The organism is Microbacterium sp. CBA3102, assembly GCF_007954505.1.
Classification (GTDB): Bacteria; Actinomycetota; Actinomycetes; order Actinomycetales; family Microbacteriaceae; genus Microbacterium; species Microbacterium aurugineum.
This window is the reverse complement of sequence record NZ_CP042412.1, coordinates 3,797,287-3,812,692: the sequence shown is the minus strand read 5'-3', so window position 1 is coordinate 3,812,692 and position 15,406 is coordinate 3,797,287. Positions and strand designations below refer to the sequence as shown.

Genomic DNA, 15,406 nt, shown 5'->3' with positions numbered 1-15,406 from the left:
TGCTCCTGGTGCGAGAGTGTGGTCAAGAGAGAAGATCGTCGACGAGCGCGCGCACGCGGGCGGCGATGTCGTCGCGGATGGCTTCGACGCCCTCCCGCGACGCGAGGGCGGGATCACCGACGGCCCAGTCGTCGTAGCGCACACCGGGGATGATCGGGCAGACGTCGCCACAGCCCATCGTGATGACGACGTCGGCGGCGCGGACGGCGTCGTCGGTGAGCGGCTTCGGGAAGCGCTCGTCAGCCCGGTCGCCTTCGATCTCGGCGAGGATCGAGCGGACGTGCGGGTGGACGATGTCCGCGGGAGCGGATCCTGCCGAGCGTGCGACGACCTTGCCGGCGGCGAGCGTGTTGACGAGCGCGGCGGCGAGCTGCGAGCGTCCGGCGTTGGCGACGCAGACGAAGAGCACCTGGGGGACGGACGCATCGCGGTCACGAGTGAGGTCCGCGAGTCGCTGACGCGCGAAGCGCTCGGTCAGAGGAACGAGGGCGGAAGTGACCCTGGCGGTGCGCGCGAGCGCGGTGTACGACTCTCGGACGATGGTGAGCACCACGTCGGGGTCGAGGTCGGGGATTTCCGCCGCGAGCTCGTCCGCGAGACGGGTCACGCGGGCGTCGAAGTCCGGTCGCGGGTGATCGTGGTCGCCGGTGACACCCCCGGGTGCGAGCGTCGCGGGCGCGAACGACTCCAGCAGAGCTGTGACCGCGCTGCGGCGGTTCGGGGTGATCCGATACCAGACCCAGGTTCCTCGCCGCTCGGAGGTGAGGACATCGACGTCCTTGAGCACCTTGAGGTGGTGAGAAACCGTCGGTTGCGAGACCTCTGCGAGCTCGGCGAGATCGCAGACACACGACTCCCCGCGCGGGTCGGACGCGATGGCCGACAGCATCCGCAGCCGCAGCGGATCCGACAGAGCCTTCAACGTCGCGGCAACGGAAGAGGCTGTTTCCCGCCCGATGGCGTGGGTGGCGACGGGGCCTTCTTGAATCGACATGTGTCTATATTGACGCCTGTCGATATCATGCGCAACCGGTGCCGGAAGAGTTCACCTGTTCGTCACCGTGGTGTTCAGATCACGAGGATCGCCCGTCGGCCGGTTCCACACGGATCCGGTCATTGATCGGAGCGGCAGCCGCGACGGCCGCGTTGATCAACTCCCCGGGTGCGTTCGGCGTCGTGAGCCATTCTTCGGCGAAACCCGGATTGATGAGCAAGGGCATCCGGTCGTGGATGTGCGCCAGATGCCCCGCAGCGGGCTGCATCACGATGCTGTAGCAGGTGTAGTCGACACCGTCGGCGGTGCGTCCGGGCCGAGTGACCGCTGCCAGCCCGAGGAGACCGTCATCGGGCGCGGTGAAGTGGTGCCAGATGCGGGACGGCTTGGCCATCTCTCGCCAGAACGAGACCGGCACGATCGCGCGATCGGGGAGTGCTCCCTTGGCAGTGGCGAGTCGTTCCGATCGGGTGTTGATCGACGCGAAGCTCGCGGGCGCACCGTTGACCAGATACCCCCACCAGGCAAGCTGCACAGTGGAGGGGTCGGTGATGATCGGGTTCAGGTTGCGCAGGTTCTTTCCCGTGGGGCGCAGAATCTCGCCGTCGTTGCCCGCTGCCCACGAGCGGAGCCCTTCGAGGACGTCGGCATCGAGCGCATCCCGATAGGCGTCGTCGGTGAACCGGGGATCGAGGCCATAGCTTGCGCACATGCCGTCAGCGTAGACCCGGGCTCCGACATCGCGCTGGCGACCGGGCGAGGCGGGCGTGCTCGGGTAGGGTCGATGGGTGCCAGAACCCCGCCGCCTCCCCGCTCCGCTGGCACTCGGCGGAGCTGTCGCGATCGGGGTCATGACAGCCGTACAGGCGCGGATCAACGGTGTGCTCGGGGTGCGCGTCGATGACGGCATCGTCGCGGGACTGCTTTCGTTCTCGGTGGGCCTGCTGGCCCTCGTCGCGGTGATCTCCTGCATCCCGTCGGCCCGCCGTGGTGTCGGGCGTCTGTGGCGCGGGATCCGTGAGAACACCATCCCGTTCTGGATGCTGCTGGGCGGCGCGTGCGGAGCGCTCACGGTTTCGACGCAGGGGCTGACGGCCGGCGTGCTGGGGGTCTCCCTGTTCAGCGTCGGCGTCGTCGCGGGCCAGACACTGCACGGACTCGTGCTCGATCGGATCGGCTTCGGGCCGGCCGGTGTCGTGGCGATCACGCCGGGGCGCGTCGCCGGTGGGGTGCTCGCGCTCGCCGCCGTCGGAATCTCCCTGTCCGGGGACGTGCTCGCGGCCGCTCCGCTGTGGATGCTGCTGCTGCCGTTCGCCGCGGGCGTGGGCATCGCATGGCAGGCGGCCACCAACGGACGCCTCGCCCAGCGCGTGCGCTCGCCGCTCGCGGCGACCCTGATGAGTTTCATCACGGGAACGGTCGTGCTGATGCTCGCGGCCGGAGCCAGCATCGCGTTCCGGGGGCTGCCCGATGCCCTCCCCACGGAGCCGTGGCTGTATCTGGGCGGGTTCCTCGGCGCCGGCTACATCCTCCTCGGGGCGTTCATCGTCGGGCACACCGGAGTGCTCCTGATGGGGCTGGGGTCCGTGCTCGGGCAGCTTCTGACCTCGGTCGTCATCGACCTGATCTGGCCGGCTGCGGCAGGGCCCGCCCTCTGGCAGGTCATCGCGATGGTCACCGTCGCGGTCGCATCGGTGCTCGTCGCGGTCCCGCGGCTGTGGCGCCGCTGACGCGTTACTTCTTCTTCTCGGCCTTCTTCTTCTTCTTCTTGCTCGGCTTCTTCGGGGAAGCCGACCCGGGCGCGGGCATGCGCGTGAGCAGCTTCCGCGCATCGACCATCTTGCGGCGTCCCGCCTTCTTGCCCTCCGGCTTGCCACCGACGTAGAGCCAGCCCAGAAGTGCTTCGTCCTTGCCGAGGCCGTGAGCCTTCGCCACTGCTTTGGCGCGGGTGTAGTGACCCGTGCGCCAGATCACGCCCCACCCGGCCTCATCGAGCAGCAGACTCAGCATGTGCGCGACGCCGGAGGCGACGGCCTCCTGCTCCCAGCGCGGCACCTTCTCGCTCTTGCGGTAGCTCGCGACGACGGCGATCAGCAGCGGAGCTCTCAGCGGCTTGGTGGAGGGGGAGGAGTCGCCCTGGGCTTTCGCGATGGCGGCGCCGAGGACTTCGCGGTCCGCGCCCCGGAGCTCGATGAGCCGCCACGGGCGCAACGAGGAATGATCGGCCACGCGACCGGCGGCGGCCACGAAGGTCAGCAACTCCTCGCGGCCGGGGGCCGTGTCTTCCACCTTCGACCAAGATTGACGCGCGCGAACGGCGTCCAGGGCGCTCACGAGGCGTCGGGGGTGAAGTTCATCGCGATCGAGTTCATGCAGTAGCGGTCGCCGGTCGGCGTGCCGAACCCGTCCGGGAACACGTGGCCGAGGTGCGAGCCGCAGTTGGCGCAGCGGACTTCGGTGCGCACCATGCCCAGGCTGTCGTCCTCGAGGAGCTCCACCGCATCGGGGCGGATCGACTCGTAGAAGCTCGGCCAGCCGCAGCCGGAGTCGAACTTGGTCCCGCTCTTGAACAGCTCGGCGTTGCAGGCTCCGCAGGTGTAGAGACCCGCGCGTTCCTCATCGAGAAGCTCTCCCGTCCACGCGCGCTCGGTGGCGGCCTTCCTCAGCACGGCGTATCGCTCATCACCGAGCTCCTCGCGCCATTCGTCTTCGGTCTTGTCCACGCTGTACGACATGTGTCCTCCTGAGTCGCCTCCATTCTCCCTCCTGCAACGGCCTCTCGGGTGCTTCGCGTCAGAATGGACGGATGACGGATGCTGTCCAGGAGCGGTATGCGCGCTTCGCTCGTGACGAGGCGCCGGGTCGCAGCGCCCTCTACGTCGAATGGGCGAGCGGCGTCGCGTCGGACGATGCGGTGCGGGCGGTCCTCCGCCGGATCCCGGAGACGAGGAGGCAGCCGCCGCTGGTGTTCGCCGTCACCCGGATGCTCGGCGCACCGCTGGCCGCATACCCGCAGTGGCGGCGCTTCGTGCTGCAGCACGCGGACGACATCGTCGTCGAGTGCGCCCGCCGGTCGCTGCAGACCAACGAGCCGCTTCGACTCGCCGCCCTCCTTCCCGTGCTCTCCGAGATACCCGGCCCGGTGGCATTGCTCGAGGTCGGCGCGGCAGCCGGGCTCTGTCTCTATCCGGATCGGTATTCGTACCGCGTCGCCGATGAGCACGGGGAGGTGCGTGTCGCACTGGATCCGGTGGACGGACCGTCCTCGGTCGTGCTGGAGACCCGGGTGTCCGGACCCCTGCCGCCCCTGCGGATACCGGAGGTGGTCTGGCGTGCCGGAATCGACCTGGCTCCGCTCGACGCGGGGGACGAGCGTGACCGTCGCTGGCTGCGGGGGCTCGTGTGGCCGGGCGAGACGGGACGCGATGAGCGCATCGCCGCTGCCCTCGACATCGTCGCGGCCGATCCTCCGAGGCTCGTCGCCGGAGATGCGCTGGCGTCCATCGAGGCGCTCGCCGCGTCCGCCCCGAACGACGCCACCCTCGTCATCACGACGCCGGGGGTGCTCGTGCACATCCCGTGGGCGTCCCGGAACGCGCTCGTCGCGACCATCGACGGCCTGGACGCGCGCTGGATCACGATCGATCCGCCGGGTGTGCTCGACGTCTGGGAGCCGCCGGTCGATGCAGACGACTGGCCGGGTTTCGTGGTCGCGCTGGACGGTCGAGTGCGCGCTGCTGCGGATCCGCTCGGGCGCTGGTGGGAGTGGCGAGCGGCTCTGCCTGCGAACGCGTCCTAACCTGTACCCATGATCGGAGACCTCACGGAGCGCGATCGCGCGATCCTCGCCCTGGAAGGGACCTGGCCCCGGCATGACGGGGCGAAAGAAGAGGTCATCCGCACGCAGCTGGGGATGAGCGCCGCGCGCTACTACCAGCTCCTCGGACGTCTGATCGATTCGGAGGTCGCGCTGGAATACGACCCGATGCTGGTGCGCAGGCTCCGTCGACTCCGCGATTCGCGAGCGGCACGGCGTCGCGCACGCACCCCCGGTTTCGTCGGCTGAGCGGTCCTGCCCGAATCGCGGGGGCGTCGTCGCCTCGCCGCAGAACCGATTGACAGGAACCTGCCGCTAGCATCGAGGGGTGTCAAAGCCCTCCCGCGATCGTTTCGATGACGTTCCCCGTTCCTCCGGACGTGTGGGAGCGCACCGCGCCGAAGCTCCCGGCATGAACGGCTGGGTCGTGCTGCTGTGGTCTTTCGTCGCCGCGCTCATCCTCATCATCGCCGGCATCTTCGGCTCGCTCGTCGTGATGGGGCGGGTCTCGCTGTTCCCCGAGGCCGCGCCGTCCGTGGTCCCGTCGCCGGTCGACACGGGGATCGTCGACCCGACCATCTCCGTGATGGTCCTGAACGGGACGCCGGATGAGGGTCTCGACACGCAGATGCGCGACACTCTGATCAACAACGGCTGGGCGGCCGACGACGTCTTCGCCGGCGACAGCTCCAGCCAGGATTTCGCCGAGACGACCGTCTTCTACGTCAACGAAGAGGATGAGGAGGCCGCGATCGGATTGGCCAACCTCCTCGGTGGTGCACAGGTCCAGCAGAGCGACTACTACTCCGGTCAGACCGAAGACGGGGAGAAGCAGTTCACCGTGGTGATCGGTCTCGATCGGTCGCCCTCCGCGCCGGAGACACCCGCCGACGAGCCCGCCTCCTGACCTCCGGAGGCGACCCGCGCCCGGCGGCTTGCACTCGAAGGTGTCGAGTGCCAGAATGGCGTTAGCACTCTCTCACTCTGAGTGCTAAACCCAACGTCTACGTCCAGGAGGGACGAAAAAACTCATGGCAAAGATCATTGCTTTCGATGAGGAGGCCCGCCGCGGCCTCGAGCGCGGCCTGAACATCCTCGCCGACGCGGTCAAGGTGACCCTCGGCCCGCGCGGTCGCAACGTCGTCCTCGAGAAGAAGTGGGGCGCCCCCACGATCACGAACGACGGTGTCTCCATCGCCAAGGAGATCGAGCTGGACGACCCGTACGAGAAGATCGGCGCGGAGCTCGTCAAGGAGGTCGCCAAGAAGACCGACGACGTCGCGGGTGACGGCACCACCACCGCCACGGTCCTCGCTCAGGCTCTGGTCCGTGAAGGTCTGCGCAACGTCGCGGCCGGCGCCGACCCCATCTCGCTCAAGCGCGGCATCGAGAAGGCCGTCGCAGCGATCACCGAGGAGCTGCTCTCGACCGCCAAGGAGATCGACTCGAAGGAGCAGATCGCGGCCACGGCTTCCATCTCCGCTGCGGACCCCGCGATCGGCGAGCTCATCGCCGAGGCGATCGACAAGGTCGGCAAGGAAGGCGTCGTCACCGTCGAGGAGTCGCAGACGTTCGGCACCGAGCTCGAGCTCACCGAGGGCATGCGCTTCGACAAGGGATACCTGAACCCGTACTTCGTCACGGACCCGGAGCGCCAGGAGGCTGTCTTCGAGGACCCGTACATCCTCATCGCGAACCAGAAGGTCTCCAACATCAAGGACCTCCTGCCCATCGTCGACAAGGTGATCCAGGACGGCAAGGAGCTCGTCATCATCGCCGAGGACGTCGAGGGCGAGGCTCTCGCGACGCTCGTGCTGAACAAGCTCAAGGGCATCTTCAAGTCGGTCGCCGTCAAGGCTCCCGGCTTCGGCGACCGTCGCAAGGCGCAGCTGCAGGACATCGCGATCCTCACCGGTGGTCAGGTCATCACCGAAGAGGTCGGCCTCAAGCTGGAGAACGCCACGCTCGACCTGCTGGGCCGTGCGCGCAAGGTCATCGTCACCAAGGACGAGACCACGATCGTCGAGGGTGCCGGCGAGGCCGACCAGATCGAGGGTCGCGTCACGCAGATCCGTCGCGAGATCGAGAACACCGACAGCGACTACGACCGCGAGAAGCTCCAGGAGCGCCTGGCCAAGCTCGCCGGTGGCGTCGCCGTCATCAAGGCGGGTGCAGCGACCGAGGTCGAGCTCAAGGAGCGCAAGCACCGCATCGAAGACGCCGTCCGCAACGCGAAGGCGGCCGTCGAGGAGGGCATCGTCCCCGGTGGTGGCGTCGCGCTGATCCAGTCCGGCACGAAGGCGCTCGACGCCCTCTCGCTCACGGGCGACGAGTCGACCGGCGCGAACATCGTCCGCGTCGCCATCCAGGCTCCGCTGAAGCAGATCGCGCTGAACGCCGGTCTCGAGGCCGGTGTCGTCGCCAACAAGGTCGCCGAGCTCCCCGCGGGCCAGGGCCTGAACGCGGCGACGGGCGAGTATGTCGACATGTTCGGCGCCGGCATCATCGACCCGGCCAAGGTCACCCGCTCGGCGCTGCAGAACGCGGCATCGATCGCGGCTCTGTTCCTCACGACCGAGGTCGTCGTGGCCGACAAGCCCGAGAAGGCAGCTGCTCCGATGGCTGACCCGTCGGGTGGCATGGACTTCTGATCCATCCTTCCTGACAGAACGCCCCCGGCTTCGGCCGGGGGCGTTCTGCATTCTCGGGAACCAGTCTCAGCGGAACAGGCTCGCCGAATACTGGTCGGCATCGGCGTACTGGGAGGCGGCCGATCCGAGCGAGGTGCCGATCGAGTCGAGGACCTGCTCCACATGCAGCTGGGCTCCCTGCCACTGCTCTGCACAGCCCTGGAATGCGTTGGAGGCGCTTCCGACCCAGGATGTCTGCAGCTGACGGAGCTGGGCCATGAGCGTCGCCGATTCACTCTGCAGGCGCTCGATGGTGGCTCTGACGGCGCCGTGGGCAGCGTGGACGGCTTCGGTGTCGACGGTGAAGACAGACATGGGAACTCCTTCTCGTTGGAGCTCCGACGCTAGGTGCGAGGCGGCACCGAGAATCACGTCCGTCACGGGAGGACTCGGCACCTGGGGGAAGCCGATCGATCCCGTGAGCCGTGCAGAACTCTCGGCGTCACGGATCGTCCCCTCGTCCGTGGCGGCTACGGGTCAGGGGAGGTCGAGCCGTTCCAACGGCTGCGTGTCCTCGAGCAGGTGTGCGGGGGTCGCGCGGGCCGGTGCGAGGGGGAGGGTGACCGTGAAGGTCGCTCCGCCGCCCGGGGTCTCCGACACCTCGACGCCCCCGTGCAGCGCCTTCATGATCGACGCGACGATCGCGAGGCCGAGGCCCGATCCCCCTGTTTCCCTCGCCCGTGAGGTGTCGGCGCGCCAGAATCGCTCGAAGATCTGCTCACGGATCTGCGGCGGGATGCCTTCGCCATGATCCACGACCGCGATGCTCCCGGTGCCGCGGACGCGGTCGGAGTCGACGATGAGTTCGATCGGCCCGTCCTCGGGGGAGAAGCGGCGGGCATTTCCCAGCAGGTTGGTGACGACCTGGCGCACCTTGTTCTCCTCCCCGAGCACGATCGGAGGCGTCCGCACGGGGATGTCCGGGATCTCGGTGAAGTCGATGGCCGGAGCCGGCTCGGGAGCACGGGGACGGCGACGCAGACGGGAGAGTGCTGTCCGGGAGAGTCCGCGGGGAGCCGGGGACGCGGCATCCTGCGGTTGCGGGGAAGGAGTGATGCGCAAAGGGGTCGTGGCCGGGGCGCCGACGGTCCGGTCGATCACGGTGACCGTCCGGCCAGGAGCGGCGGCGCGCAGGTCGAGTGCAGCGTCGCGTGCGATCGGACGCAGATCGAGCGGGACGATCTCCGGTTCCCGCTCCTCGTCCAGGCGTGCCAGCGCGAGGAGGTCCTCCACGAGGACGCCCATCCGGATCGCTTCCTTCTCGATGCGCTCCATGGCTCTGGCGGTGTCCTCCTCGCCCTTGATCGCGCCCATCCGATAGAGCTCCGCATACCCGCGAACGCTCACGAGGGGTGTGCGCAACTCATGGCTGGCGTCGCCGATGAAACGTCGCATGTGCTGCACGGTCCGGTCGCGCTGCGCGAGCGAGCGGTCGACACGATCGAGCATCGTGTTGATCGCCGCGTTCAGACGGCCGACCTCCGTCGTCGGCTCGAGATCGGTGAGGCGCTGCCGGAAGTCGCCGGCGGCGATCGACATGGCGGTCGCCTCGACCTGGCCGAGTCTGCGGAAGGTCAGGGTGACGAGGCCGCGAGTGAGCAGCGCGGCGACGAGGATCGTGATCAGGGCGATTGTGATGTAGATACCGAAGTACTGGCTGACGATACGATCCGCCGGTGCGAGCGGCAGGGCGACCAGCTGGATGCGGAGCGCGCCCCCGCTTCCCTCCGAGCCCACCACGGCGACCGCGGCGTGGAAGACCTCGCCATCGGGTCCTGCGAGCTCGATCGGGGTGCGTTCGGAATCGGCGGTCGCCTTGGCGAGCGAATACTCGGAGGGGAAGAGGGGCGACGGGCCGGAGGTGCCGCGCGCGGTGGCCCGCAGCACCCCGGTCGCATCGTAGATGGCGAAGGAGAAGTCCCGCGGCTGCTCTTCGCGCGGTGTGTAGGTGGTGGTTCCGTCCACCGTCGCGGTCTCGAAGTACCGTTCCACGAGATCACCGGAGACCAGCGCGGGAAGCTGCGCATCGATGTTCGCGACGAGGGCGTTGCGCAGGATCGGCACCGTTCCGATGCCTGCCACCAGTAGCCCGAGCGCCAGGACGGCCACCGTGACTCCGGTCACCTTCGCCCGGAGGCTGATGCGGCGCCACCAGCTGGTGACCGCATCGGGCTTGTGCGCCATGCGGTCCTCCTCGGTGCGGCGAACACGCCGCTGTGCGGCGTCGAGTGGTGGTGGCCCGGGGGTCAGGCCGACTTGCCGACCTTCAACATGTATCCGAAGCCGCGCTTCGTCTGGATCAGCGACTCCTCGGTGTGGGGATCGATCTTGCGGCGAAGGTACGAGATGTAGCTCTCGACGATGCCCGCGTCACCGTTGAAGTCGTACTCCCACACGTGGTCGAGGATCTGCGCCTTCGACAGCACACGGTTCGGGTTGAGCATCAGGTAGCGCAGCAGCTTGAACTCGGTCGGGCTGAGCTCGATCGGCTCCTTGCCCACGTGGACGTCATGGGTGTCCTGGTCCATCGACAACTCGCCGGCACGGATGATCGACTCCTCGTCGGCCTGCATGGTGCGGCGGAGGATCGCCTGCGCTCTGGCCACGATCTCGTCGAGGCTGAACGGCTTGGTGACGTAGTCGTCACCGCCGGCATTGAGACCCTCGATCTTGTCGTCGGTGCCGTCTTTCGCCGTCAGGAAGAGGATCGGGGCGGTGAACCCGGCGCCGCGGAGGCGCTTGGTCACGCTGAACCCGTTCATGTCGGGGAGCATGACGTCCAGGATGATCAGGTCCGGTTCCTCTTCGAGGACGGCCGAGATCGTGGCGGCGCCGTTGGCGACCGTCTTCACCTGGAATCCGGCGAAGCTGAGACCCGTGGAGAGCAGGTCGCGGATGTTGGGTTCGTCATCGACGACCAGGATGCGCGGAGCAGTCATGTCCCCATTATGGTGACTCCGGCCATGCGGATGCTGACTATTGTGCGGAACGGCGTGGAGTCGCGCTCTCCCGGGAGGCCGCCGACGCGCTCGTCACCCGCGGGAAACGACATCATTCCGGGGTGGGAGGAGAGGCACAGGTGAACAGGCCAGGATTGAGACATGAGCTCGAACGAGGACGCGTCCGCCGCCCCCGCCCCGCCCACACTCTCGCCTGCCACGCAGATCCCGTACCACCGCCTGGCGCACCTGCGACCGCGATATCGCTGGTGGCGGCCGCTCCTGACCGGGCTCGTCGCCCTCGCGTTCTACATCGTCCTCCTCCTCGTCCTGACGGTGCCCCTGGTCGTCGCAGCGGTGGTCATCCCGGGGTGGGGCGACGAGATGATGGTGCTCCTCACCTCCGTGCGGTACTTCGACCTCGACCGTCCCTGGCTGCTGATCGCGCTGGTGCTCCCCTTGATCCTGATGATCCCCGCCCTGCTGCTGGCATCCCGGGTCGTGGAAGGCCGTGGCGTCGGGCTGCTGTCCTCGGTCACGGCACGACTGCGGATGGGGTGGCTCGGGAAGAGCCTCCTGCTGGCGCTCGCGGTGTTCGCCGTGTACTTCGCCGTCGTGCTGGGGTGGTCGGCGCTCGCCGGAGAGGCGGTGGTCGCTGACTTCTCGCACCCCGGACTGTGGATCATGGTCCTCCTCGTGCTGGTGCTGATCCCCTTCCAGGCAGCCGCAGAGGAGTACGTCTTCCGCGGCTACCTCATGCAGCTGGTCGGCAGCTGGCTCCGGCATCCGGCCTTCGCCATCCTGGTGCCCGTCCCCTTGTTCGTCCTCGGCCACGGCTACGACGTCTGGGGCGCTGCGAGCGTGGGGGCCTTCGCGATCGTCGCCGCCTGGCTGACCTGGCGGACCGGCGGCCTCGAGGCGGCGATCTCCCTGCACATCGTCAACAACGTGCTCATCTTCCTGCTCGGATCCGTCGCCCTCGTCGATGCGAACGCCACGTCGGGGACGGCGGCGGACCTCGTCGGCTCGATGATCGCGATGGTCGTGTACGCGGTGCTCGCCGACCGGTGGGCGCGACGCCTCGGTGTCACGCGCACGGCGACGGTGCCCGTGTCCGCACCGGCCCGGCACGAGGGGACCCACCATCTGCCGCGCGCCCTGCACGGCTGAGCGGCTCGACCTCCGGGGAGGTCGAACGGACGAGATCAGGCGGCGAGGGCGTCGGAGTCCATGATCGTGTAGCTGTAACCCTGCTCGGCGAGGAAGCGCTGCCGGTTCTGGGCGTAGTCCTGATCGATGGTGTCGCGGGCGACGAGGGTGTAGAAGCTCGCGGTGTGTCCGGACTGCTTCGGGCGCAGCAGGCGTCCGAGTCGCTGGGCCTCTTCCTGGCGCGATCCGAACGAGCCGGACACCTGGATGGCGACGGATGCCTCCGGCAGGTCGATCGAGAAGTTCGCGACCTTCGACACCACCAGGAGCGAGATCTCGCCCTCGCGGAAGGCCCGGTACAGCTCCTCGCGCTCGTCGACCGGCGTCGCCCCGGTGATCTGCGGAGCATCCAAGGCCGCCGACAGCGACTCGAGCTGATCGAGGTACTGGCCGATCACGAGGATGCGCTCGCCCTCATGCTTGGCGATGAGCTCGCGCACCGCCGTCACCTTAGCCGGCGCGGAAGCAGCGAGCCGATAGCGTTCGTCGTCGGTCGCCGCGGCGTACTCGAGACGGTCGCTCGGCGGGAGGTCGACGCGCACTTCGTAGCAGGCGGCGGGGGAGATGAACCCCTGCGCCTCGATCTGCTTCCACGGCGCGTCGAAGCGCTTGGGCCCGATCAGGCTGAACACGTCTCCCTCGCGCCCGTCCTCGCGGACCAGGGTCGCGGTCAGGCCGATACGGCGGCGGGCCTGCAGGTCGGCGGTGAGCTTGAACACGGGGGCCGGGAGCAAGTGGACCTCGTCATACACGATGAGGCCCCAGTCGAGGGCATCCAGCAATGCCAGGTGCGCGTACTGGCCCTTCCGCTTCGCGGTGAGGATCTGATACGTCGCAATGGTGACGGGCTTGACCTCTTTGGCCTGGCCGGAGTACTCGCCGATCTCCTCGGGGGTCAGACTCGTGCGCTTGAGCAGCTCGTCGCGCCACTGCCGGGCCGACACCGTGTTGGTGACGAGGATCAGCGTGGTGGTCTTCGTCGCGGCCATCGCCCCGGCGCCGACGATCGTCTTCCCCGCACCGCAGGGGAGCACCACGACGCCCGAACCGTCCTTCGAGAAAGCATCGACGGCATCCTGCTGGTACGGACGGATCTCCCAGCCGTCTTCGGCGAGGTCGATCTCGTGCGGAGTGCCGGGGGTGTAGCCGGCGAGGTCCTCGGCGGGCCAGCCGATCTTCAGCAGCTCCTGCTTGATCTGTCCGCGTGCCCAGGCGTCGACGACGTACGTCTCAGGGCTTGGGTGACCGATCAGCAGAGGCTGGATGCGCTTGTTGTTCGCGACCTGCGCGAGGACGGCAGGATCCGACGAACGCAGGATCAGGGTGCCTTCGTCGTCACGCTCGATGACCAGCCGGCCGTAGCGATTCACGGTCTCGCGCAGATCGACGGAGACGGAGGGCGGCACCGGGAATCGCGACCAGCGGTCCAGCGTCTCGAGCATGTCGTCCGCGGTGTGCCCGGCGGCACGGGCGTTCCACAGACCGAGCCGGGTGATGCGATAGGTGTGGATGTGTTCGGGAGCGCGTTCCAGCTCGGCGAAGATTGCGAGTTCGTGGCGGGCGCTCTCGGCGTCGGCATGGGCCACTTCGAGCAGCACGGTGCGATCGCTCTGGACGATCAGGGGGCCATCAGACATAGCTGACCAGTTTACCGGTCGCGCGAGGCACGGGGCCTACGGCGCGACGATCGTCGCAGCGCGGATGCTCGATACGGGAAGGGTGCGCTCCACGTCGGCGGCGCGATCGCGCCCGCGCAGCCGTCCGCCGCCCATCCCCGTCGCCTCCAGGAGAAGCTCTCGCGTCGAGCCGTCCGGCATGCCGACGGTCACCTGCAGCACGGACTTCGTCCGTACCGCGGCCTCGAGCTCGCGATCGAGCCAGGCGGCGTCGGCATCCGGTCCCTGGTGCGACCGCAATCGGTCGATGAGGGGGCTCAGGTCCGACGCGTCGGCGTGTGCGGCCTCGGACGCGGGGGCCGGGTGGCGCTCGCGGACGAGGAGGGCACCGTCAGACCCGACCAGGGTGGCCGGGTATCGCGCATCCGTGAGCGCCCAGTACACGGTGTCTCGGCCGACCCGGGTGGTGAGCGATCCGACGTGTGCGGTGAGAGCGAGCGGCCGCAGCGACTGGTCGACGGCCATCGTGTCGATGAGGTGTCCGTCTGTGCTCTCGATCCGGGTGCGGCCGGTCTCCTCGTCCGTGGAGACGCGGACCAGACCGTGCCGTTGCGCCGTCTGCGCGATCAGGTAGCTGAGCGGCTGCGGGATTCCCGTGAGCGAGAGGGTGCCGAGGAAGTCGAGGATCGACTGCTCCGTCTCTCCGGTCGCGAATGCGTGTGCGACGGACTCCGCAGTGAAACGGTAGGACGAAGCCTGCGCCGCGGACTCCCGGGCGGCGATCGTGCGCAGCCGCACGTCGAGAGCGGGTTCCAGCGGGCCGGGGGCGATGGCCGTGAGGTCGTTCTGCAGGAAGATCCGGTCGACTTCGGCGGGAAGGAGTCGCGCGAGTGCGTCCGTCTCCGCTGCATCGCCGCTGCGCAGTGCCGCGGCCCACTCGGGTTCGGTGCCGTCTTCGGCGATCAGGCCCAGCAGGCGGGCCGCGTCGTGCAGCGCTTCAGAGCGCTCCGGCCAGCCCTGGTCCCAGGGGTGAGCGTCGAGCCACGACTCCGGCGGGATCCATCCGCCGTCCGCGGACCGGATTCCGCGCGGAAGGGCATCGCGAAAAGAGCGTGCCAGCACGCTCCAGCGGTCGACGGCCGAGGAACGCAGCCATTCCTCTGCGGACCGGCTCGATCGAAGACGGCGGTCGGCGGAGACCGCGAGACCTGCCTGGAGGGCGATGGAGGCCAGCGTGTCGACCAGCTCCCCCGGTACACCTGCTTCGGTGAGCTGACGCTTCTCGCCCGCGTTCACACCGCCGCCGGTGAGCAGCGCGAAGGGACGTTCCCGCGCGATGAGGAGGAGGTCTGCGAGCACGGCCACCGTCGTGAAGGCGCGTTCGGCCGCGTGCGCCGAGGCGGCGTCGGAGGAGCGGGGCGGAACCGGTCGATCCGTCACGGGCTCGGGAGAAGGTCGTCCCGCGATCGCGGCGGTCACGGGTGGATACGGTGTGCCGTCGGGGCGCAGCAGAGCGAGCGCTGTCAGTCGTTCCTGCAGGGCACCGGCAGAAGCGCCCGAGGTCGTGTCGGTGAGGGCCCTCGCCTCGGCCGCGGTCAGTGAGGGGAGGACTTTCGCCAGCGACGCCGGGTCGAGCAGCGCCTCAGCCACGTCGAAGAAGTCCTGCCAGGCTGCGTCCGGCCGCACTCGACGCGCGGTGAAGAGCCGTCGGAGGTCGTCATCGCTCGCCGCTGCCAGCCAGTCCGCCAGCGGTCGTGCGTGAGTGCTCATGGCCGATTCCTCACGAACGCGTGGAAGCGCGTCCCTTTCGGACGAAGCTCATGATGAGGAGCGTGAGGATCATCAGGAAGGCGACGGGGAGGCCCCAGTAGGGGATCGCCGCGATGAACGGCCACGCTCCCTCGCCGAAGGCGCTCTGGTCCATGCCGACAGCGGTCCCGATGATGATGGCGAAGAAGCACACCACGGAGGCCGCGGCGATACCGAGCGCGGTGAACGCCAGGAAACGATCCAGCCGGCGGACGGGAACCTCCGGTTCGGAATTCTTCGTGCTCATCCGCCTCAGCCTACTCTCACCGACACCATCGGATCGGCGAAGCCCGCGACCGGTAGGCTGGGAGTACGCGCACGAGCGCGTCAAT

At 68.5% G+C, this 15,406-nt stretch carries 16 protein-coding genes; 6 read left to right on the top strand and 10 right to left on the bottom strand.

What is annotated here, in order from left to right; translation table 11 throughout:
• Window positions 1–22: 22 nt before the first annotated feature.
• Both FGL91_RS18340 and FGL91_RS18335 read right to left on the bottom strand, forming a co-directional pair.
• On the bottom strand, window positions 23–994 hold the full coding sequence (locus FGL91_RS18340; protein ID WP_153244572.1) for a metalloregulator ArsR/SmtB family transcription factor: 972 nt from the start codon (window positions 992–994) through the stop codon (window positions 23–25).
• Window positions 995–1,073: 79 nt separating this feature from the next.
• Window positions 1,074–1,706, bottom strand: a complete 633-nt coding sequence (locus FGL91_RS18335) for an SOS response-associated peptidase family protein (RefSeq protein WP_134351919.1) — start codon at window positions 1,704–1,706, stop codon at window positions 1,074–1,076.
• Window positions 1,707–1,812: 106 nt separating this feature from the next.
• On the opposite strand from FGL91_RS18335, the gene FGL91_RS18330 reads away from it, so the two are divergent.
• On the top strand, window positions 1,813–2,724 hold the full coding sequence (locus FGL91_RS18330; RefSeq protein ID WP_153244791.1) for a DMT family transporter: 912 nt from the start codon (window positions 1,813–1,815) through the stop codon (window positions 2,722–2,724).
• 4 nt (window positions 2,725–2,728) lie between these two features.
• Here the strand turns inward: FGL91_RS18330 and FGL91_RS18325 are convergent, their stop codons facing one another.
• Together FGL91_RS18325 and msrB are read right to left on the bottom strand one after the other, a co-directional pair.
• Window positions 2,729–3,328 carry a nitroreductase family protein gene (locus FGL91_RS18325; RefSeq protein WP_153244571.1) on the bottom strand — a complete coding sequence of 200 codons (600 nt, stop codon included), beginning with the start codon at window positions 3,326–3,328 and terminating at the stop codon, window positions 2,729–2,731.
• Window positions 3,325–3,729 carry a peptide-methionine (R)-S-oxide reductase MsrB gene (gene msrB, locus FGL91_RS18320; protein WP_047521486.1) on the bottom strand — a complete coding sequence of 135 codons (405 nt, stop codon included), beginning with the start codon at window positions 3,727–3,729 and terminating at the stop codon, window positions 3,325–3,327. Before msrB ends, FGL91_RS18325 begins: the two co-directional genes overlap by 4 nt.
• A gap of 71 nt (window positions 3,730–3,800) precedes the next feature.
• Here msrB and FGL91_RS18315 point away from each other — a divergent pair, with 71 nt between their 5' ends.
• The 4 genes from FGL91_RS18315 to groL all read left to right on the top strand — a co-directional run bounded on the left by FGL91_RS18315 (window position 3,801) and on the right by groL (window position 7,462).
• Window positions 3,801–4,793 (top strand): DUF2332 domain-containing protein, encoded by a 993-nt coding sequence (locus FGL91_RS18315; protein ID WP_153244570.1) that lies wholly within the window; start codon window positions 3,801–3,803, stop codon window positions 4,791–4,793.
• A 9-nt stretch (window positions 4,794–4,802) separates the two neighbouring features.
• A complete protein-coding gene (locus tag FGL91_RS18310) occupies window positions 4,803–5,060 on the top strand; it encodes a DUF3263 domain-containing protein (RefSeq protein WP_047521479.1) in 258 nt (85 codons plus the stop codon).
• Window positions 5,061–5,139: 79 nt separating this feature from the next.
• Window positions 5,140–5,718, top strand: a complete 579-nt coding sequence (locus FGL91_RS18305) for a LytR C-terminal domain-containing protein (protein ID WP_227991732.1) — start codon at window positions 5,140–5,142, stop codon at window positions 5,716–5,718.
• Between the two features lie 124 nt (window positions 5,719–5,842).
• Window positions 5,843–7,462, top strand: a complete 1,620-nt coding sequence (gene groL, locus FGL91_RS18300; RefSeq protein WP_047521477.1) for a chaperonin GroEL — start codon at window positions 5,843–5,845, stop codon at window positions 7,460–7,462.
• Between the two features lie 66 nt (window positions 7,463–7,528).
• Here groL and FGL91_RS18295 read toward each other — a convergent pair whose 3' ends face one another.
• The 3 genes from FGL91_RS18295 to FGL91_RS18285 all read right to left on the bottom strand — a co-directional run bounded on the left by FGL91_RS18295 (window position 7,529) and on the right by FGL91_RS18285 (window position 10,440).
• Window positions 7,529–7,816, bottom strand: a complete 288-nt coding sequence (locus FGL91_RS18295; RefSeq protein WP_131491493.1) for a WXG100 family type VII secretion target — start codon at window positions 7,814–7,816, stop codon at window positions 7,529–7,531.
• A 162-nt stretch (window positions 7,817–7,978) separates the two neighbouring features.
• Window positions 7,979–9,685 carry a sensor histidine kinase gene (locus tag FGL91_RS18290; protein WP_131491494.1) on the bottom strand — a complete coding sequence of 569 codons (1,707 nt, stop codon included), beginning with the start codon at window positions 9,683–9,685 and terminating at the stop codon, window positions 7,979–7,981.
• Window positions 9,686–9,747: 62 nt separating this feature from the next.
• Window positions 9,748–10,440 (bottom strand): response regulator transcription factor, encoded by a 693-nt coding sequence (locus FGL91_RS18285; protein ID WP_047522533.1) that lies wholly within the window; start codon window positions 10,438–10,440, stop codon window positions 9,748–9,750.
• Between the two features lie 162 nt (window positions 10,441–10,602).
• On the opposite strand from FGL91_RS18285, the gene FGL91_RS18280 reads away from it, so the two are divergent.
• Window positions 10,603–11,610, top strand: a complete 1,008-nt coding sequence (locus FGL91_RS18280; protein ID WP_153244569.1) for a CPBP family intramembrane glutamic endopeptidase — start codon at window positions 10,603–10,605, stop codon at window positions 11,608–11,610.
• 35 nt (window positions 11,611–11,645) lie between these two features.
• Here FGL91_RS18280 and FGL91_RS18275 read toward each other — a convergent pair whose 3' ends face one another.
• The 3 genes from FGL91_RS18275 to FGL91_RS18265 are packed head-to-tail and all read right to left on the bottom strand — an operon-like array spanning window position 11,646 to window position 15,321.
• Entirely contained in the window at window positions 11,646–13,286 is a 1,641-nt protein-coding gene (locus tag FGL91_RS18275; protein WP_047522531.1) for a DNA repair helicase XPB, read from the bottom strand.
• 36 nt (window positions 13,287–13,322) lie between these two features.
• Complete coding sequence (locus FGL91_RS18270; protein ID WP_153244568.1) at window positions 13,323–15,035, bottom strand: helicase-associated domain-containing protein; 1,713 nt, start codon at window positions 15,033–15,035, stop codon at window positions 13,323–13,325.
• Window positions 15,036–15,045: 10 nt separating this feature from the next.
• Complete coding sequence (locus tag FGL91_RS18265; RefSeq protein WP_131491497.1) at window positions 15,046–15,321, bottom strand: multidrug ABC transporter ATPase; 276 nt, start codon at window positions 15,319–15,321, stop codon at window positions 15,046–15,048.
• Window positions 15,322–15,406: the final 85 nt, after the last annotated feature.